The sequence below is a fragment of the Streptomyces sp. NPDC004752 genome (assembly GCF_053601275.1).
The window spans coordinates 24,687-44,939 of the sequence record NZ_JBSGBN010000065.1; the positions used below are offsets into that span (position 1 = coordinate 24,687).

The 20,253-nt window shown below is 68.6% G+C and carries 12 protein-coding genes; 11 read left to right on the plus strand and 1 reads right to left on the minus strand.

What is annotated here, in order from left to right; genetic code table 11:
* Positions 1–23: 23 nt before the first annotated feature.
* Positions 24–770, minus strand: coding sequence for a GntR family transcriptional regulator (locus ACWEKM_RS25645; protein ID WP_451623570.1), 747 nt, complete (start codon positions 768–770; stop codon positions 24–26).
* A gap of 187 nt (positions 771–957) precedes the next feature.
* Here ACWEKM_RS25645 and ACWEKM_RS25650 point away from each other — a divergent pair, with 187 nt between their 5' ends.
* From ACWEKM_RS25650 to ACWEKM_RS25700, 11 genes are all read left to right on the plus strand, one after another.
* Complete coding sequence (locus tag ACWEKM_RS25650; RefSeq protein WP_451623571.1) at positions 958–2,280, plus strand: ABC transporter substrate-binding protein; 1,323 nt, start codon at positions 958–960, stop codon at positions 2,278–2,280.
* A 152-nt stretch (positions 2,281–2,432) separates the two neighbouring features.
* Complete coding sequence (locus tag ACWEKM_RS25655; protein WP_451623590.1) at positions 2,433–3,248, plus strand: carbohydrate ABC transporter permease; 816 nt, start codon at positions 2,433–2,435, stop codon at positions 3,246–3,248.
* Entirely contained in the window at positions 3,248–4,060 is an 813-nt protein-coding gene (locus ACWEKM_RS25660; RefSeq protein WP_451623572.1) for a carbohydrate ABC transporter permease, read from the plus strand. Before ACWEKM_RS25655 ends, ACWEKM_RS25660 begins: the two co-directional genes overlap by 1 nt.
* A 260-nt stretch (positions 4,061–4,320) precedes the next feature.
* Positions 4,321–6,747, plus strand: a complete 2,427-nt coding sequence (locus ACWEKM_RS25665) for a glycoside hydrolase family 3 protein (RefSeq protein ID WP_451623573.1) — start codon at positions 4,321–4,323, stop codon at positions 6,745–6,747.
* Between the two features lie 602 nt (positions 6,748–7,349).
* Positions 7,350–8,615, plus strand: coding sequence for a PucR family transcriptional regulator (locus ACWEKM_RS25670; RefSeq protein WP_451623574.1), 1,266 nt, complete (start codon positions 7,350–7,352; stop codon positions 8,613–8,615).
* 744 nt (positions 8,616–9,359) lie between these two features.
* Positions 9,360–15,026: a type I polyketide synthase gene (locus ACWEKM_RS25675; RefSeq protein ID WP_451623575.1), complete on the plus strand. Its 5,667-nt coding sequence runs from the start codon at positions 9,360–9,362 to the stop codon at positions 15,024–15,026.
* A 61-nt stretch (positions 15,027–15,087) separates the two neighbouring features.
* Positions 15,088–16,563, plus strand: a complete 1,476-nt coding sequence (locus ACWEKM_RS25680; protein ID WP_451623576.1) for a condensation domain-containing protein — start codon at positions 15,088–15,090, stop codon at positions 16,561–16,563.
* The gene (locus ACWEKM_RS25685; RefSeq protein WP_451623577.1) at positions 16,560–17,639 is read left to right on the plus strand and encodes an ABC transporter ATP-binding protein; all 1,080 of its coding nucleotides are present in this window, start codon (positions 16,560–16,562) and stop codon (positions 17,637–17,639) included. The genes ACWEKM_RS25680 and ACWEKM_RS25685 overlap by 4 nt, the downstream gene beginning before the upstream one ends.
* Entirely contained in the window at positions 17,636–18,484 is an 849-nt protein-coding gene (locus tag ACWEKM_RS25690; RefSeq protein WP_451623578.1) for an ABC transporter permease, read from the plus strand. The genes ACWEKM_RS25685 and ACWEKM_RS25690 overlap by 4 nt, the downstream gene beginning before the upstream one ends.
* Positions 18,485–18,487: 3 nt before the next feature.
* The gene (locus tag ACWEKM_RS25695; RefSeq protein WP_451623579.1) at positions 18,488–19,309 is read left to right on the plus strand and encodes an ABC transporter permease; all 822 of its coding nucleotides are present in this window, start codon (positions 18,488–18,490) and stop codon (positions 19,307–19,309) included.
* Positions 19,310–19,556: 247 nt separating this feature from the next.
* Positions 19,557–20,201, plus strand: a complete 645-nt coding sequence (locus ACWEKM_RS25700; RefSeq protein ID WP_451623580.1) for a GNAT family N-acetyltransferase — start codon at positions 19,557–19,559, stop codon at positions 20,199–20,201.
* Positions 20,202–20,253 lie beyond the last annotated feature (52 nt).

Genomic DNA, 20,253 nt, shown 5'->3' on the forward strand with positions numbered 1-20,253 from the left:
CCGTCCTGCGGGCCGGGGCGGCGTCAGTCGGACGCGATCGGCCGGAACAGGTCGGCCTGGAAGCGGTAGGCGTCGCTGCGGTAGACCATCTTGCCGGCCAGTACGGGGGAGCCGTCGACGGCGTAGGTCAGCTCCTCGCCGATCAGCACCGGGTCGCCGGGCTGGACGCCGAGCAGATCCGCTATGGCCTGGTCGGCGGCCGCCGCCCGGACCGAGTAGGAGCTGCGGGCGATACGCACCCCGCACTCCTGCTCCAGGGTCTCGTACAGTGAGCGGTCGGTGAGGTCGGTCTCGGCCAGCTGGGGCGCGAGCGCCAGCACCACGAGGCTGGAGTCCACGCACACCGGCACCCCGTCCAGGCTGCGCACCCGGCGCAGGTCCAGAACAGGGGAGGCGGGCGCGATGGCCAGCTGTTCGGCCTCCTCGAAGACCGCCGACCGGATGCGCTGGTGCAGTACCTTCGACTGGGGTCGCAGCCCGCGGGCGCGGGCCATCTCGGAGAAGCTCTGCAAGGTGCTCGGCGGTTCACCGACGACATCGCGATGGACGAACCATCCGCGTTGCGAAGAACGTTCCAGTACGTTCTCCTCAGCGAGCTGGCCCAGGGCCAGGCGCAGAGTGGAACGACTGACCCCGAGTGTCACGGCGAGGTCCCGCTCGCCGGGCAACCGGCTTCCGGCCGGGTAGACCCCGCGACGCAGCGCGTCGCTGAGTCGGCGATACGTCTGCTCGACGGCGGCCCCCGTCTTGGTGTCCTCCACGCTCGTCATAACGCCCAGAGTACCAAAACTGGTCTGCCGAGACGAACAAACAAACCAGCTAACAACATCTGGACTAAGTGGTATGACTGGATTTAGGCTCACCGTACCCGAGCTCCAGGGCACCCCTTCGAGGACAGGAGACACCGTGGTCTCGCGCAGCAGAAACCGACGGATCATCAGCGTATGCGTCCCTCTCATGGCGGCAGGACTGCTTGCCGGCTGTGTGCCCGGCACCAGCGGAAACGGCGTCGCCAACGATGCCGGGTCGGGCGCGGTCGCGACCGACCCGGCCAAAATGGGCAAGGTCACGCTGCGCATGCTGGACTCCTTCTCCGGCGGCAGCGACAACGCCTGGATGTCGGGCGTGGTCAAGGCATTCGAGGAGAAGTACCCCAACATCACGATCCAGCGGACCTCGCTGGCCTGGGGCGATGTGATGGCCGCCCTGCCGCTCAAGCTGAAGTCCGCCAACCCGCCGGACATCGTTCCGCCCAACAACGGCTGGCAGTCGATGGGAACCCTGGTCCAGGGTGGGCTGCTGCTCAACCTGGACAACTACGCCAAGGCATATGGCTGGAAGGGGTCCTTCCCGCAGTCGATCCTGAGCGAGCACGAGTTCACCACCGACGGCAAGCAGATGGGCACCGGCTCACTGTTCGGCACCCCGGTCGCCCGGGCCTCGGTGATCGAGGTCTACTACAACCGGGATCTGCTCAAGAAGATCGGGGGTAAGGTCCCGCAGACCTTCGCCGAGTTCGAGGACCTGCTCGCCAAGGCCAAGTCGGCCGGCCTCACCGGGGTCACGCTGGGCAACTCCGACCGGAACGGCATCACCCAACCGCTGTTCTCGCTGATGAACGCCTTCGGTGAGCAGAGCAAGATCTCCGACTTCATCTACTCGAAGGGCGACACGAAGATCTCCGAGACCGGCTTCCCCAAAGCGGTCTCCACGCTGAAGGAGTGGTCCGACAAGGACTATCTGACCAAGGACTACGCCGGCGTCGCCTCGGCGGACGCATCCCAGGCCTTCGTCAACGGCAAGGGGCTCTTCCACTTCAACTACTCCGGCTCGCTGCCGCTCAAGCCGGGACAGTCCAAGACGTTCGGCTCGTTCGTGCTGCCCCGCTCCGACAGCGGCAATCCGGTGGCCACGGCCTCCGCGGCGGCCAACTTCTCCATCGCCGCGAAGTCCAAGCACGCCGACGCCGCCGCGGCCTTCCTCGACTTCGTGGCCAGTGAGAAGGCGGCCGAGCTCGCCGTCAAGGAAGAAACGATGCCGCTGCTGCACTCGGTGAAGGCCCCCGCCGGGAATCCGCTGTTCTCCGACGACGTGGCCATCTCCCAGCAGATCTCGGAGCATGACACGTCGGTGCCCTACCTGGACTGGGCGACGCCGACGTTCTACGACACCATCAACACGGCCATGCAGAACATGCTGGCCGGCAAATCCGCGCCGAGCGCGGTGGTCGCCGCTGCCCAGAAGGACGACGCCGGCTTTGTGAAGACACTGAAGAGGTAGCCGTGGCCACGCTCAACGAAAGCCCCGCCGCAAGCGCCGCACCCCCCGGTGCGAGAGCGTCCCGTACACCGAAGCGTGCACGCGGTGCCCGGACGTCCTCGCACCGGAACCGGCGACGCTGGCTCGGTCTGGCCTATCTGGCTCCCGCGTTGGTGATCTACGCGTGTGTGGTGCTGGCACCCGCCGGGCAGGGACTGCAACTGTCCTTCTACCACTGGAACGGGGTCACCGGGGCCACCTGGGCCGGGTTCGAGAACTACACCGGCTTCTTCCGCGACCCGACGCTGCGGCAGGCCATCACCCACACCCTGTACTTCATCGTCTTCTTCTCCTTCCTGCCGATCGTGCTGGGGTTGACGAGCGCGGCACTGACCGCACGCAAGGACGTGCGCGGCGCCGGTGTCTACCGCTGGATCATCTTCCTTCCCCAGGTGCTCACCCCTGCCGTCGCCGCCGTGGTGTGGAAGCGGCTCTACGCTCCGGACGGCCCCCTCAACTCCGTGCTCTCCGCCTTCGGCATGGGCGGTCTGACCCGGGGCTGGCTGGGCGACTTCACCTGGGCCCTGCCCGCTCTCGGACTGGCCGGGACATGGGGGGCGTTCGGGCTGTGCATGGTGCTGTTCGCGGCCGGAGCGCAGAACATCCCGAGTGAGCTCTACGACGCCGCGCGGATGGACGGCGCGGGACCCGTCCGGGAGTTCTTCACGGTGACCCTCCCCGGCCTGCGCGGACAACTCGCCGTGGTGCTGACGCTCACCCTGCTCGCCGCGATCCGGGTCTTCGACATCGTCTGGCTCACCACGAAAGGTGGCCCGGGAACATCCACGATCACCCCGACCGTGGTGCTCTACCAGCGAGCCTTCACCAATCCGGACGTCGGCGCGGCCTGTGCCATCGGCGTGGTGCTGGCGGTGGTCTCGATGATCGTGTCGCTGGTCGTGGTCAAGATCTCCGAAGGTGACGACTGATGATCTCCAAGTGGGAAAAGGCGTTCAACTACGCCTTCCTGACCCTGCTGGCCGCCGCGGTGCTCTTCCCGGTGGCCTGGATCCTGGGTGTCGCGGTGAGCCCCGAGATCTCCGGCACGCTGGACCTCGGCCATCTGCAGTGGTCCAACTTCACCGAGGCATGGCGGCAGGCCGGCTTCACCCAGTTCCTGAAGTCGAGCCTGATCATCACCGGTACAGCGGTGACCATCTCGACCGTGCTGGCGATCCTCAGCGGCTACGCCTTCGGTGTGCTGGGGGTGGTGGGGGAGAAGGTGCTCTTCCCGGTGCTGCTCCTCGGGATCATGATCCCGACGGAAGCGATCATCGTCCCCCTCTACTACGACTTCCAGTCCGGGGGACTGATCGACACCTACCAGGGTGTCATCCTCGCCCACGTGGGCATGGGAGTGAGCTTCGGTGCGTTCTGGATGCGGGCGGCTTTCCGCGCCGTGCCGTTGAGCATCGGAGAGTCGGCCCAGATGGACGGGGCCAGCACCTGGACCACGCTGTGGCGCATCTACATGCCCCTCGTCCGGCCCGCGATCTCCACGTTCGTGCTGCTCAGCTTCATGTGGACCTGGAACGACTACTTCGTCTCCCTGATCCTCGTCTCCGATCCGGCCCACCAGCCGATGACGCTGGGTCTTGGCGCGTTCTCCAACCGCTACTTGGTGCACGTCAACCTGCTCGCGGCGGCCGCGGTGCTGATCTCCGTTCCCGTGGTGGTCCTGTATGTGTTCTGCCAGCGACAGTTCATCCGAGGCATGCTGAACGGAGCGGTCAAGGGCTGAGAGTCTGGAAGGGCTGAGAGGCCAAAGGGGCTGTTGCCGCAGCCCCGCACTCACGCGATCACCGGCCGGACCGGACACGAGGCCGGCGCCGTCCGGTGTCCGCGGCCCTTGACCCCACGGAGCCGCCGGACGGCACGCATCCGTTTCTGTCTCAGCCACACAGGCAACCTGTCCGGCACAGCCGCATAGGAAACCTGTCGCACTCATCGAATGACTTCGGAATGAACATGTTCAACGGCGCCCAGCGAGGAGAACACCGCGTGACACAGGCAGACAAGGCACGGGAGGCGGCCGTCGAGGCGGCCCTCGCCAGGCTCGACCTGGACACGAAGACCCGGCTACTGGCCGGGAAGGACCGGTGGTCGTTGCCACCCGTCCCCGAGATCGGGCTGCGGTCCCTGGTCATGTCGGACGGCCCGATCGGCGTCCGGGGTGTGCGCTGGACCGCCGAGGAAACCTCCGTCGCGCTGCCGTCCCCGACCGCGCTCGCCGCCACCTGGGACCCCGAACTGGCCCACCGCGCGGGCGTGCTGCTCGCCCAGGAGGCCCGCCGCAAGGGCGTCCATGTGCTGCTCGCCCCCACCGTCAACCTGCAGCGCTCGCCGCTCGGCGGCCGTCACTTCGAGGCCTACAGCGAGGACCCTCTGCTCACCGGCCGGATCGGCTCCGGCTATGTGACCGGGGTGCAGTCCGGCGGGGTGGGCACCACCGTCAAGCACTTTGTCGCCAACGACGCCGAAACCGAGCGTTTCACGGTGGACAACCAGGTCTCCGAACGCACCCTGCGCGAGCTCTACCTGGCCCCCTTCGAGGCGATCGTCGAGAACGCCCACCCCTGGGGCATCATGACCGCCTACAACGCGGTCAACGGCACGACCATGAGCGAGCACCACTACCTCGTCAATGAAGTGCTGCGCGGAGAATGGGGCTTCGACGGTTTCAACGTCTCCGACTGGACGGCCGCCCGGGACACGGTGGGGGCGATCAACGGCGGCCTGGACGTGGCCATGCCCGGCCCGCAGACCGTGTACGGCGAGGCCCTCGCCCAGGCGGTCCGGGACGGAAAGGTTGCCGAGGCCACCGTCGACGAGGCCGTCCGCCGGGTCCTGCGGCTTGCCGCGCGGGTCGGCATCCTCGAAGGCGCCGATCCGGTCGTCGCCGAACCGCCCGCCCCGGTCGACGGCGACGCCATCGCCCGCGAGATCGCCCGGCGTTCCTTCGTCCTGGTCCGCAACGAGAACGACGCTCTGCCCCTGAAGGCGAACGGCACGGTGGCCCTGATCGGTGCCGCCGCCCGCGAGGCCCGCATCCTCGGCGGCGGCTCCGCCACCGTCTTCCCGGCGCATGTCGTCTCCGTGCTCGACGGCCTCACCGCCGCGCTCCCCGAGGGGACGCTCAGCTACGCGCTCGGCGCCGACCCCAACACCGAACTCGTCCCCGCCGGGCACGGCTTCCGACTCGATGCCGTCTGCCGCGATGCCGACGGCACGGTCCTCGGCAGCTGCACCATCCCCAACGGGCAGATCCACTGGGCGCCTTCCGATCTCCCTCAAGGTGTCTCGCTCGACCGTCTGCACAGTGTCGAACTGACGGGCACGTTCATCCCGCGCGAGAGCGGCCTGCACACCTTCGGTATCAAGGGGAAGGGCGGCTACCGGCTCACGATCGACGGAGCGACCCACTTCGACGGCGTCCAGGGCCTCGACACGGACGACCCCTTCGCCGGCATCTTCAGCGCCGCGATTCCCCGCGCGGAGGCCGAACTCACCGCGGGAACACCCATAGACGTTTCCCTCACCTACTTCGTCGCGTTCCCCGAAGGATCCGTCAGGGACGACTTCACCTTCACCCTGGCCCACCGAGGCCCGCAGCGTGACCCCGACGAACTGATCGCCGAGGCCGTGGCGGCCGCCCGCGCCGCCGACACCGCGATCGTCGTGGTCGCCACCACCGACCGCGTCGAGTCGGAGGGGTTCGACCGCAAGGACCTGGATCTCCCCGGCCGACAGGACGACCTCGTGCGTGCCGTCGCCGCCGCCAACCCGAACACCGTGGTGATCGTCAATTCCGGCTCCCCGGTGGAACTGCCCTGGCGCCAGGACGTCGCCGCGGTCCTGCTCAGCTGGTTCCCCGGCCAGGAAGGCGGCGCCGCCCTCGCCGACGTCCTCACCGGAACCCATGAGCCCGGTGGACGGCTGCCCACCACCTGGGGCTCCCTGGCCGACGCCCCGGTCACCCAGGTGGTCCCGGAGCACGGCCAACTTTCTTACTCCGAAGGGGTCTTCATCGGCCACCGCGCCTGGGACAGGGCCGGCCGCACGCCGTCGTACGCGTTCGGCCACGGCCTGGGATACACCGAGTGGACATACGAGTACGCCGAGGTGCACGGCAACCTCGTCAAGGTCCGCGTCCGCAACACCGGCGATCGGGCGGGCCGCGAGATCGTACAGGTCTATCTGGCCTCGGCGGACCAGCACACCGACAGGCCCGCGCGGTGGCTGGCCGGTTTCGCCGCGGTGGAGGCGGGGCCGGGCGAGACCGTGGAGGCGGTCGTCGACCTGCCGCGCCGCGCCTTCGAGATCTGGGACGAAGCGGACCACACCTGGTCCTTCGTAAAGGGCGTGTACGAGGTCCAGGTCGGCCGCTCGAGCGCGGACCGCAGGGTCACCGTGACGGTCGACGTCTGACCGGGCGTCTCCACGATCCGCCCCGGTCCGGGACCTGACCCCCGGACCGGGGCTCGTCTTTGTCCGGTCGCCCCACGAGGCGCGGGCCCGTCCTCCGACGGAACATGCCCCGGGCAGGAATGACACGAGTGTGACCGCCGCTTCCCAGGAAGCGGCGGTTTTGTCATATCCCGGTCCTCACAAGAACCGCCGCCCACCCGCGTCGGGACAGGGACCGTTGCACCAACCAGGCAGAGCCGTACACTCCCGTAACCGAATGAAGATCGGCTAGAAAGATGGTATGCCGTCAGAGTTCGACCGAGGAGACTACAAGGCTCATCAAGGGGTCGAGTGCGGTGTACACGTTCAAGGCACCGAACTCTGGCCACGTGCATGACAAGTGCTTGTTCTGCTGTGAGGTGACCGTCCTCGCAGCGGCCATGAACGGGTGGCTGTGACCAGCACATCCGATATACGCCTGGGGGAACAAGGTGAGATCCATCAATGAGCGCGTCCCATCCGGGGCGCCACCACTCTTCCTGCCCGCCGGGATTTCCCTGCTCGACGACAGAGGCCAGGAACCGACGGGCAGGCGCCGGACGTCGGGCGTCGACGATGCGGCCATGCGTCAGGCGAGTCGACGGCGCAGTGATGCCGTGGCACTCCTGGAGGCGCGGATCGACCTGATGGCGGCGGCCATGGTGCGCGCATACCAGGCGGAGATCAGCCCCTATGGGGAGATCACCGATGAGTCGCTGCTCAGCGACGTACGCGAGGTGTCCGCGGACACGGTGCGCTGCTGCCTCGCGGCGATGCGGACCGGGCAGCTGCGGGATGAGGAGTTGGTGCCCCTGACGGAGGGTGCCCGGCGTCGCGCCATGCAGGGCATAGACCGTGAGGCAGTGCTCCGTGCCTACCGGATCGGGGCACGGGTGCTGTGCGAGGAGATCGTGGGCACACTCGCCGTCGGCCGGACCGTCGCGGAACGTGACATAGGGGCGATGGCGGCCTGGGTGCTGGAGTTCGCCGATCGGATCAGTGCCGCGTGCGCCGAGGCATACTCCGACGAGGTCGCGCGCATGAGCCGCGCCCCGGAACAGCAGCACCGTTCCCAGCTGTTCGACGCGGTGCTCGCCGGTACCTGGGCCGAACATCACCGGCGGACCGATGCCTTCGCCATCCCGCACTGCGTGGCCGTCGCCCAGGTGCGGGCGCCGGCGACGTTCGCCGACCTGGAGGCCATCGGCCGGGCGATGGTGGGCCAGGCGGGCGCGTTGTCCTGGACCGTACGGCACCGGAGCGTGGTCGCGGCGCTCGAACTGCCCGACCATGCGGGCAGGGCACATCTCGTACGGTGCCTGAGACAACTCGCCACGGGCGAGGTGCTGGGCTTTGGGCTGGGGCACACGGCGGAAGGCGCTGCCCAGACGCGGCAGAGTTACGCCGAGGCGGTCGACGCGCTGCGGACCGGCATGGATGCCGCGCCGCACGGCGGTGCCCAACTCGTGCATGACTACCATGAGTTGGCTCCGCTCATCGCGATGCTCGCCGCGCCTGAGCGGGCTCAGCGATTTGCCGGCGCTGTGCTGAAGCCGCTGTCGCCGATGATGGACCGTGAGTGGGTGCTGCCCACCATCGACGCGTATCTGTCGCGCTGGGGCCGGCTGAAGGAGGTCGCGTCCGCGCTGGGGGTGCACCAGAACACGGTCAAGTACCGAGTCAGCGAACTGCGACCGTTCCTCGATCTCACCGCCAGCAGCGGCGACCAGGCCGCCATGCTTCTGCTGGCCGTGCGTGTTCACGCACACCTGTCCGCCGCGGCCTTCGATACCGCTGACGGTGGGAGCGGTATGTCCGCGCGCCGCGGTCCCGGTCGATCGGCGATATAGGCGGCAGACGGCCCGGGAGCCAGCATGCAGGCACGACGGGACCGTGCCTGCTCTGGCTCCGTGAAGGCTCTCACCGGACATGCCGCGGGTACCGACGTGCTGGCTCGTGCGTGCTCGATCCGCGCTCCAGGAGGCCGCGGCCAGCCTGTTCTCCATGATTGAGCAAAGAACCTGCTATGGCCGCATCCGGCACGGCCTTGTCCGAATTCTGCATTTAACCTCGCTGACCAGCTGCTATGCGCGCGCCCGTACCCGTATACGGCTGTGGCGGCCAAAGGGTAAGGCGGCTACTGGTCGAATCAAACAAGTTGCCCGCCCTGGTTTGGCTCACGGGGACGAGGCGTGATCACCTTCCCGGCGGATACTGTTGCGACCGCAAGGTTCACACATTAACCCCCCCTCCTCTCCTCAATGGCGCGCGATGAATCGGCCCGACCCCGTGTTTTTCCGGTCGTACCGTCGAGTGCCTGGACAATTCGGTCGGCAGCCCTGGCGAATCCGGACAGTACGGAATACCCAGAACAGTCAGCTGCCGACCGGGCAGAAGCGCATCGCAACCGTTCACTCATGGCACCCCGTCCACCGTGCTGACCTGGTGGTATGGGGCTGTCATGGCCTCCATTCGATATCGAACATCTATGGCCCGCAAGCGTAGATAATCTCGCCCGAGCCTCCTTGGACCTCACTCTTTCCGCCGCGAGTCGGCCCTCGCCACCCCACCAATCGATAGGTACCTGGAGAGAAATGAGCAACGCCCAGAAGTTCGCGGTTGTCGGACTCAATTGCCGACTGCCCGGCGCTCGCGACGTAGGGGAGTACTGGTTCAACCTTAAAGCAGGTGTGGAGAGTATAGCCACCTGGTCGCCGGAGGAGCTGCTCGACGCGGGCATAGACCCGAAAAAAGTCCATGACCCACGTTATGTGAAGGCGCGGCCGGCCTTCGCCGACGTGGAAAAGTTCGACGCGCGATTCTTCCGGTTCACGCCCCGGGAAGCCGAGATCAGGGACCCGCAGCACCGGTTGTTCCTGGAGGTCTCCTACAGCGCGCTGGAGGACGCGGGATACGACCCCTTCTCCGTCCCCGGGCGGGTCGGGGTGTTCGCCGGCAGCGCCCCGAACGCCTATCAGGCGCAGAACGTCAGCCATCACCCCGACCGCATCGAGTCGGTGGGGCAGATGGCGGTCGCCATCGGCAACGACGTCGACTACCTCGCCCCCACGGTCTCGTTCAAGCTGGGACTGGGCGGCCCGAGCGTGAACGTGGTGACTGCCTGCTCCTCCTCCCTCGTCGCGGTCCATCTGGCCTGTCGTTCCCTGCTGAACGGTGAGTGCGAGACCGCGGTGGCGGGCGGTGTCGAGGTGGAGCTGCCGGTCGTGTCGGGCTACTGGTGGAGCGAGGGAGGCATCTACTCCAAGTCGGGCCACGCCCGGCCGTTCGACCACGAGGCCGACGGCACGGTCTTCGGTACGGGCGTCGGTGCCGTGGTGCTCCGTCGCTACGAGGACGCCGTACGCGACCGCAACCACATCTACGCGGTGATTCTGGGCTCGTCCACCAACAACGACGGCGGGGACCGGTCGGGTTTCACGGCGCCCAGCATCACCGGCCAGCGCGCACTGATGCGGTCGGCGTTCGACGCAGCGGGTGTCGATCCGTCGACGATCGGGTACGTGGAGGCGCACGGCACCGGCACCCTCGTCGGTGACCCCATCGAGGTCACCGCGCTCAGCGAGACGTTCTCCGCCTCCGAGGAGACCCATGAGCAGCGCTGCCTGATCGGTTCGGTGAAGGGCAACATCGGCCACATGGGGCCGGCCGCCGGTATCGCCGGTCTGATCAAGGCGGTGATGGCGGTGCGCGAGGGCGTGGTGCCCCCGCTGGTCAACTTCACCAAGGCGAACCCGAAGATCGAGTTCGAGAGCACGCCGTTCCAGGTCAACACCCAGCTCGCCGCCTGGCCGGAGCGCCCCGGCAAGCGCCGGGCGACGGTCAGTTCGTACGGCGTGGGCGGCACCAACGCCTTCGCCATCGTGGAGGAGGCACCGAAGTCCCGTCCCGGCGGCCGCACCCGCCCGTGGCAGGTGCTTGCGCTGTCGGCGCGGACCGAGAGCGCCCTGGAGGCCGCGGCGACCAATCTGGGTGAAACCTGCACGCAGGCGGTGGGCAGTTGGAACGGCCGTGACCTCGCCAACGCGGCCTTCACCCTGGCCACGGGCCGTCAGCAGATGCGGCACCGCCGGGCGATCGTGGCCTCCGATGTGGGCGCCGCCGCCAGGGTCCTGACCGGACGTGACGCCAAGAATCTCGCCACGGTGTTCACCGGCGAGGCCCCCAAGGCTGGCAAGGCCGAGATCGCGCCGGTGTTCGTCTTCCCCGGCCAGGGCTCGCAGCATGTGGGCGTCGCCGCCGACCTGTACGGCTCGGAGCCGATCTTCACCGCGGAACTCGACCGGGTGGCAGAACTCCTCCAGGAGCAGATCGGCATCGACCTGCGGGACGTGGTGCGCGACCCGGAGACGACCGTCGACGTCGACCAGACCCGGGTGGCGCAGCCGCTCCTCTTCGCCATCGAGTACGCGCTCGCCCGGCTGTGGCTCTCCTGGGGCGTCCGACCGGCCGCGATGATCGGCCACAGCGTCGGCGAGTTCGTGGCCGCCACGCTCGCGGGGGTGTTCTCGCTGGAGGACGCCGCTCGCCTGGTCGCCGAACGCGGTCGACTGGTGCAGGAGATGGAGCCCGGCGGGATGCTGGCCGTGCTGGCCGCCGAGGACCAACTGGGCCCGATGCCGGACGGTGTGTCGGTGGCGGCCACCAACGCGCCCGAGGTGACCGTCGTCTCCGGGCCGCAGGAGGCGATCGACCTCTTCGCCGCGCAGCTGGACGAACGCGGCCTCAACCACCAGGCGCTGCACACCTCGCACGCCTTCCACTCCGCGATGATGGAGCCGGCGGAGGCCCCGCTCCTCAAGCTGGTGGCCGACACCACCCGCAACGCTCCGTCGATACCCATCGTGTCCAATGTGAGCGGGGACTACTTCACCGACGAGCAGATCACCGACCCCCACTACTGGGCGCAGCATCTGCGCAAGCCCGTCAGGTTCTCCGAATCGATCACCCGGCTGATCGAGGACGGGCACACCGTGTTCCTGGAGGTCGGCCCCAGCCAGGCGCTCACGGGGCTCATCCGGCCGCGCGTGGCGGCCGTCGGCGGCTGCGCGCTGCCGTCGCTGCACCACGAACGCCGCCCGGTGCCCGACGGCAGGGTGCTCGCCTCCGCGGTCGCGGAGCTGTGGTGCCGCGGCGTCGAGCTGGACTGGGACGCCTACTACGGCCACGAGATCCGCTGCAAGGTCGCCATGCCGACCTACCCCTTCGAGCGCGAGACACACTGGCTGCCGCGCCCGTCGGACGCGGAGTCCCAGGCGGCGCGGTCCGGCGGCAAGGAAGCCGGCGAAGACGGCCCCTCCCGCGCGTACTCGACCGACCCGCTGCAACTGTTCAGGCCCCGCTGGGTCGAGAAGCGGCGTCCGGAGGTCACCGCAGGTGTGGGGACAGGCCGTCGCTGGCTGCTGTTCGTCACCGGTGAACCACTGGTGGACCGGCTGGTCAGCCGACTGCGGCGGGCGGGCGAGACCGTGATGACCGTAGCCGCCGGCCGTGAGTTCACCGAGGCCGGACCGGGGCGGTTCCTGGTGGACCCGGGCCTGAGCGACGACTACGACCGGCTGCTCAAGCAACTGCGCGACGAGGACCGGCTGCCGGACCGGGTACTGCACTGCTGGCTGCTGGACTCGCCCACCGGCCTCGGCGACCAGGCCGTGGCGGCCACCCAGGACCGCGGCTTCTACAGCCTTCTCGGACTGACCCAGGCGTTCGCCAGGCACGCCGAGGGCCGGGCCGTCCACATCGACGTGATCTCCAGCGGCGCCTTCGACGTCACGGGCGACGAGGAGTTGGAGCCGCAGCGCTCCACCGTTCAGGGCCTCGGCAACCTGATCCCCCAGGAGATCTCCGGGCTCTCCTACCGCCATATCGACCTGCGGGCGAGCGCCGGCCATCCGGTCCGGATCAGCGACGACACCCTGCTCCATGAGCTCATGGCGGAGCCGACCGACGACAAGGTGGCGCTGCGCGGCCACAAGCGCTGGGTCTGGAACTACGAGCGCATCGATGTGCACTCGGTCGACGAGGTTCCGGCCCTGCTGCGCGAACGCGGCGTCTACCTGATCACCGGCGGCCTCGGCGGAATCGGACTGGCCGTGGCCGAGGACCTGGCCCGCCTCGCGGCGGCACGCGTCGTGCTCACCGCGCGCAGCAGCTTCCCCGACCGGTCGGAGTGGGACACCATCACGGCCGAGGCACCGGCCGAAGACCCCCTCGCGAAGCGGATCGCGGCACTTCGCCGTATCGAGGCGCTGGGCGGCGAGGTGATGGTCCTTCAGGTCGACGTCGCAGACGAGGCCGCGATGCGCACTGCCGTCGAGTCCGCCGAGGCGGTCTTCGGCCCGATCAACGGAGTGCTGCACTCGGCCGGTGTGGCGGCCGGCGGCATGATGGTGGTCAAGTCGCGCGCCGAAGCGGAACGCATCATGGCACCGAAGGTGAGCGGCGTCCTCACGCTCGACCGGATCTTCGAGGACCGCCTGGACTTCCTCGTGCTGTTCTCCTCGATCTCCTCCGTCGCCACCGACTTCGGTCTGTCGGACTACGGATCCGCCAACGCCATGCTCGACACCTACGCCCAGTCCCGGGCCGACGACTCCACCCATGTGGTCTCGGTCAACTGGGGGCCGTGGTCGGAGGTGGGCATGGCGGTCGACACCGCGGCGAACGCGCCCCAGGCGTTCCGGATGCTCCAGGGCGACGCCGTGACCCCCGCCGACACGGCGGCCGGCGCGGCCGAGCACGCCATCGACCACCCGCTGGTGTCCCGACGGCTGCCGGCGGAGGACGGCCGTATCGTCTTCGTCACCGATGTCGCGCCCGGATCCCACTGGGTGATCAGTGAGCACCTGATCGGAGAGACCCAGGTCTGGCCCGGCGTGGCCTACCTCGAACTGGTGCGGGCCGCCTACCAGGAAGCCGTCACGGTCCCCGACGACTGTGTGGTGGAGATCTGCGACGTGCTCTTCCAGGGGCTTCTTGAGATCACCGCACCCAGGAAGCTACAGGTGACCTTCGACCCGGCCGACCGGACGACCCAGGAATACGAGTTCACCGTGGCGGCCGGCGCCGCCCCGGGACAGCCCGAGGGCTGGACCGTGTATGTGCGCGGCCGGATCTGCCTCGGAAAGGCCGAAGCCCGTACCGTCGACATCAGCCGGCGCTGGGCGGAGGGCGCTCCGGCGGAGCGCTACCCGGTCGCGGTCACCATGGACTACGTGCCGGGGGCCGAGACCGGTCTGAACTGGTGGGTACGGTTCGGCAAGCACTGGGAGGGGGTCATCAAGGAACGGCGCACCGCCGAGAACACCACCCTGGCCGAACTGTCCCTCGCGGCGGAGCACGCGGACGAGACCGGTACCTACGTCCTGCATCCGTCACTGCTGGACTGCGCCACCGTCCTGGTGCTCGATCTACGCGAGTTGCTGGCCCCGGGCATGTCGTTCCTTCCCTTCACCTACGGAAAGCTCACCGTGCACGCGCCGCTGACGGACCGGGTGTTCAGCGTGGTCAGGCACAAGAGCGAGCCGAGCAGCGCCATGCAGAGCTTCGACATCGACCTGGTCGACGCGGACGGCCGGGTGCTGGTGGAGATCGTCGGATTCGCGGTCCGGATGCTCAACGCCGACCGGCCCTTCGAGGGAAACAGCCAGCCGAAGGCGGAACTGAGGGCCACGTCCGGGCCCGCGTCCGCCGCCACCGCGGCTCGTGCCGACACCGACGCCTATGCGGGCCTGCGGACCGAAGCCGGGCTGCTGGCACTCCGGCAGATCCTGGCCGAGCGCCTCGGGCCACAGGTCGTCGTCCTCAATGAGGACCTGGGTGCCAAGCTGGAGCGGACCAAGGCCCTGACCGGCGAGATCCTGACGCGCACGCAGACCTCGCTGGCCTCCGGGGCCGACGGGACCCGCAAGGACCGAACCGCCGAAACCCCGAAGCCGGACGCCGACGCCGACGGGCACGAGGGCGGATCCGTGGTCGCCACCCTGCTCGACTTCTGGCGGGACACCCTCGGCGACTACGCCCTCGGTATCGACGACGACTTCTTCGAGTCCGGCGGAAACTCGCTGGTCGCGGTACAGCTCGGGGCGCGGATCCGGGCCCACTTCGAGATCAGCCTGCCCATCGTCGTCCTCTTCGACCACCCGACGGTGGAACTGCTGGCCGGGGCGGTCGAGAGCGAACTCAAGCACAGGGAAGGCCGAGCCGACTCCACAGCGAACGCCGCGGTCAACGGCACGGCATGAGCACCGCGCACGCCGGATCCGCAATCGAGACACCTACCCGCCCCTCTTCAGGAAGCATGTAATGGACTGGACCAGAAAGCGGGGGACCGCGACCGACGCGGCGGCGGCAGGACAGCGGCCCGAAGTGCGCGACCAGGACCGGGGGACATCCGGTGCGGCGGGTTCCGACGCCGCACCGGGTCCTTCCCGGCAGCCGCTCGCCGAGGGAACCGCGATCCGGGTGCCGGCCGGTATCGCACAGGGTCGGTTCTGGACACTGGAACACACCAACCCGGACGAATTCGCCCTGCATCTGAGCGGGTTGCTCCACTTCGTGGGGACAGGTTGGCAGCCGGACCGGATAGAGGCCAACATCGTCCGGCTGATCGAGCAGCAGCCGTCGCTCCGTACGGTCTTCGAGGAGACCGACGGGGAGTTGTGGCAGATCGTGCTCCCCGATCTGGCCCCGCCCTTCCAGGTCGTACAGCTGCCGACGTCCTCCGGTGCGAGCGAGTCACGGATGGCCGAGGCCGTCGAGACCGCGCGGCGACTGGCCGACGAACCCTTCGATCTGCGCCACGGACCACTGTTCCGGGTCGCCATGATCGTGGTCGATCCCAACGAGTTCTTTCTGCTGGTGACGCTGCACCACCTCATCAGTGACGGCTACTCGATGTCCGTGGTGGGCCACGCCGTCATGCTGGGCAGCTCGGGGCCGTTGCGGTACACGTTTCTCGAACACGCCGAGCGGCAGCGGGCCATGCTGGCCACCGGCGGCTACGACAGGGAGGTGGAGCACTGGCGAGAGGTGCTCCGCGACGCTCCACCGGTCACGACCTTCCCGCTGGACCGGCCACGGCCCGCCACCTGGTCTCCGGCCGGGGCCATGCTGACCGAGCGGGTCGATCCGGAGGTCAGCAAGCGGGTCCATGCGCTCGCGGCCCGATCCCGGCGTTCTCCCGGCGCGGTCATGGTCGCGTGCCACCTGATCGTGCTGGCCGGCTGGAGCGGCCAACGCGATGTGGTCACGGGCATCGCCACGTTGGGGCGTTCCGCCCCGGGCAGTGACGAGGTCATCGGCCTCTTCCGGAATTTCGCGCCCATGCGCTGGACCGACACCGCAGAAAGCCGGTTCACGGATGTGCTGGAATTCGCTCAACGTGCGCTCTACGACGCGTCGGACAACTCCGAGATGCCGATAGCCGCCCTGAGCGCCGCGCTGGAACCCGACTCTCCGAAGGATCGCTCCCCGGTCTTCCAGACGCTCATCAACCTCCTGGTGGTCGACGACGAGGACTACTGCCTGCCGCCGCCCACGCGGTTGAGCGCCTGCTCGCTCGACATGACTCTGCACGTCGAGGAATGGTTCGGCACGTACTACCTCACCTGGATGTACCCCAGGGCGATCCTCGACGCCGAATCCGTCGCCAAGTTCAACGCCACGTTCCACACAGTGCTCCGGCAGGCCGTGGCCACGCCGCAGATCTCCACGGAACAGTTGCTGACCCTGGTGCGTGACGTGGCACATGACTCCCGTCCGAAGGCTCCCAGCTCATGACCGAACTCAGTGAGGCCGGCGTCACGGTCGACCGCCACGACAACGTGCCGCACCAGCGTGAGGTGATGCTCATGGTGGAGAACGTGGCCAAGGACTACAGCAGCGGTCGTCGCACCCTCACCCAGCGCCTGCGCCGGGCGCCGGACCAGCGGACAACCGTCCATGCCGTGGACGGGGTCAGCCTGGCGGTCGGCCGGGGCGAGGTGCTGGGGATCCTCGGCCCGAACGGGGCGGGCAAGTCGACGCTGGTGCGGATCATCGCCACCCTGTTGACGCCGACCCGCGGCTCCGTCCGCCTGTGCGGGGTCGACGTCCTGGCGCAGCCCCGGCAGGCCCGGCGTCACCTGGGGGTGATGCTGGCCGGTGACCGGGGCGTGTACTGGAAACTGACGGGCCGGGAGAACCTGGAGTATTTCGCCGCGCTGCACTTCGTGCCCCGGGACCAGATCCGGCGCCGGGTCGAGGAGGCGCTGGAGGAGGTACGGCTCACCGACAGCGCGGACGACTATGCGGAGCGCTACTCGACCGGTATGCGGCAGCGTCTGTGCCTTGCCAGGGCTCTGATCCACCAGCCCGAGGTACTGCTGCTCGACGAGCCGACCTCCGGGCTCGACCCGGTCTCCGCCGTCGAGTTCCGGCGGATCGTACGGGGCCTGCGCCAGCGCGGCGCGGCCGTCCTGATCACCACCCACGACCTGGCCGAGGCGGAGGACCTCTGCGACCGGATCGCCATCCTGGACCACGGCACCATCGCGTTCCAGGGTGACGTCCCCGAGGCGCTGACCCTGGTTCCCGGTTCCAGTGTGCTGGCGCTGGAGGTGGACTGCGGGACGCGGGACGCGGCGAAGGTGGCCGACTGGCTCACGGAGTATTTCGACGCGGGCCTGGTGGAGCAGCACGAGCGGACCGTGCGTGCCCGGCTGTACTGCGAGTCCACGACCGACCTCATGGAAGAGGTGTCCACGGTGCTGCGCGCCGAGGGGCTGAAGCCGGTGCGGGCCGAGGCGACCCGTGTCTCCCTGACGGACGTCTTCTTCTCCATCACCGGCAACGGACGCGCCGGGGGTGGCCGATGAGACCGCTCGGTGACCTGGGCCTGCATGCCTGGGCGCTGGTGGCCGCCGCCAAGCGTGAGTGGCGCGTCGCACGACGCTACCCGGACGTGCTGATCAGCGCCATCGTCTGGCCGGCCGTCACCCCGATCGTCTTCGTCTTCCAGGCGCGTGCCTTCAGCGGCGACAAGGCCGGGAGCGGGGCGGGCGGGCTGCTGCCCGCGAGCACCGCTCAGCTGGCCGTGTTCCTCTATCTCGGCTGGCTGGTCGCCGCCTGGTTCGGGCTGTTGCTCACCGAGTCCAGTGCCTCGCTGGCCGGACAGCGGGTGCAGGGCTCCCTGGAGACCACCCTGCTCTCTCCCGCCACCAGGCTGACCCTCCTGTTCGGGCCCGCACCGGTACTGATCGTCACCGGTCTCCTGTCGTACCTCGCGGTGATGCTCAGCCTGGTGTGGGGCTTCGGTGCGCATGTCCCGCTGTCCTCCGCGCTCGCGGGCGGCGCGGTGCTCCTGCTGGCCGGACCGGCGCTCGCGGCGATCGCGGCCGTGGCGGGCACCACCACGCTGTTCATGCGTCGTTCGGGCGGGTTGGTGGACATCGCCCGCGCGGTGTCGGTGGCGTTCTGCGGTTTCACCACGCCCATGGCGATCCTGCCGGGCTGGGCCGAGCGGATCGGTCGTGTGCTGCCGCCGACGTGGACGGTCGACGCCCTGCGCAACGCCGTGTTCGGCGTACCTTCGCAACCCGACTGGCCACGGCTGGTGCTGCTGCTGTCCGGGACGTTCCTGGGGGTGGCCCTGCTGTCCCTGGCGGCCTTCGCCGTCGGCGAGCACCGCGGCCGCCGGGCCGGGACCCTCGGTGGAGTGTGACCTGTGCTGATCCGTATCCTCGCCATCAATGTCCGCAAGGACTTCCGCATGGTCATGGGCAGCCCGCTGGCATTTCTGAACATGACCGCACTCAATCCGCTCTACCGGCTCATTCTCCCCAGCTATCTGCTGGCCAGTGCCTTCCTCACCCACGGGCAGGCCCTCGGTCTTGCGGACATCACCGGCTCGGTGGAGTATCAGGGCTTCATCTTCGTCGGTGCGTTCATGAACATCCTCATGGTCGGAGCGATCACGGGCACCTCGATCATGTTGAGTGTCGAACGCGGTTCGGGCGCACTCGAACAGGCATGGACTACGCCGAGCAGCCGGGCCGCCGCCGCCGTTCCGGTCGCGGTCAGCGCGTTGGCCATTTCGTCGATCGGTGCGGTCTCCTGTCTGCTGCTCGGCGTGGTCGCGTTCGACGTACGTGTCGCCTGGACCGCGGTGTACGCACTGCCCGCCGTGCTGATCGGGGTCGTCGGCATGGTCGGCATCTGCTATCTCGTGATGGCCGTGCTGCTGGTCATGCGGCAGGCGCGGGCCCTCCTGGACGGGTTCGGTTTCTTCCTGGGACTGCTGTCCGGGAACATCTTCCCGGTCACCGTGCTGCCCGTCCCGTTGCGGCTGGTCTCCGATGTCCTGCCCAGCACGTACGCGATCGACCTGGTACGGCACTTCGCGCTCGGCAGCCGTCCGCTGCTGGACATCCGCTGGGAGTACCCCCTGCTGATCGTGTGCTCGGCGGGGCTGCTCGGCCTCGGTGTGCTCGCCTTCACACGCGCGGAGCGCCACATCTCAAGGACCGGTCAGCTCAGCCAGTTCTGACCCGCCCGTGCCCGGCCGACCACGTCCCGCTCCGGCGGCTGCACACAAGGAAAGACCCGGAGTGGACACAAGCGAACGGCAGCGGACCCCGGCTTCCGCTGCAAGAGACCGAAAGACGACAATCATGGTGAACCCAGGGCCCATTGCCGCGCTTGAGTCAACCGACGAACTGCGGGACAGGCTCGCGCACAGCGCGTACGTCCGGTACCAGGTACCGCCAGGCGTCAAAGCCCCTCAAGGGGGACACATGTGGGCCACGTCGAACGCGGCGGCATCCACGTTCACAGGAGAGCGGCTGTTGGTCCTCGGAGACCCCCAAGGTGCCGTCGACCTGCTCCTCGGTCTTCTGGACGCCTGGCCGACGACACTCGGCGACGGTCCCGAAGAGGTGACCCTGCCACGCGACGCACACCTTCTGCTGCCGGCCCCGCTCAGGCCCGAAACGGCCCGGCACTGGGCCTACCGCTGGCTCAGCGTCGCACCCGCTCTCATGGCGGACGAGGACCAGGTGCTGGAACTGCGGTTCACCGACTCCCGGCTGCCCGGATTCCTGACCGAACACCATCCCACGTACGAGATCGCTCCCGGTACGCCGAGCATCGTCCGCTGGGCCGGTATCGAGGACGACGACGGAAACCTGATCGCCTGCGGCAGTCATCAGCGCACCGAATTCACCGGGTTTCCGCACCTCGGATCCATCGCCACCGCGACACCACGGCGCGGGACCGGGCTCGGCGCGGCGGTCACCGCCTGGCTCAGTCGTCGGGCCATCGACGAGGCAGGGGTGTGCACGCTCATCCACCCCTCCGGCAACACCTCGGCCGCCCGCCTGTTCACGCGGCTCGGTTACCGGACCGACGACAGTTACACCACGTTCCGTCTGCATCGGTGACCAACCCGGCGGTATGTCGGCGGGCCGGAACCTCACTCACAGGAGCAGCATT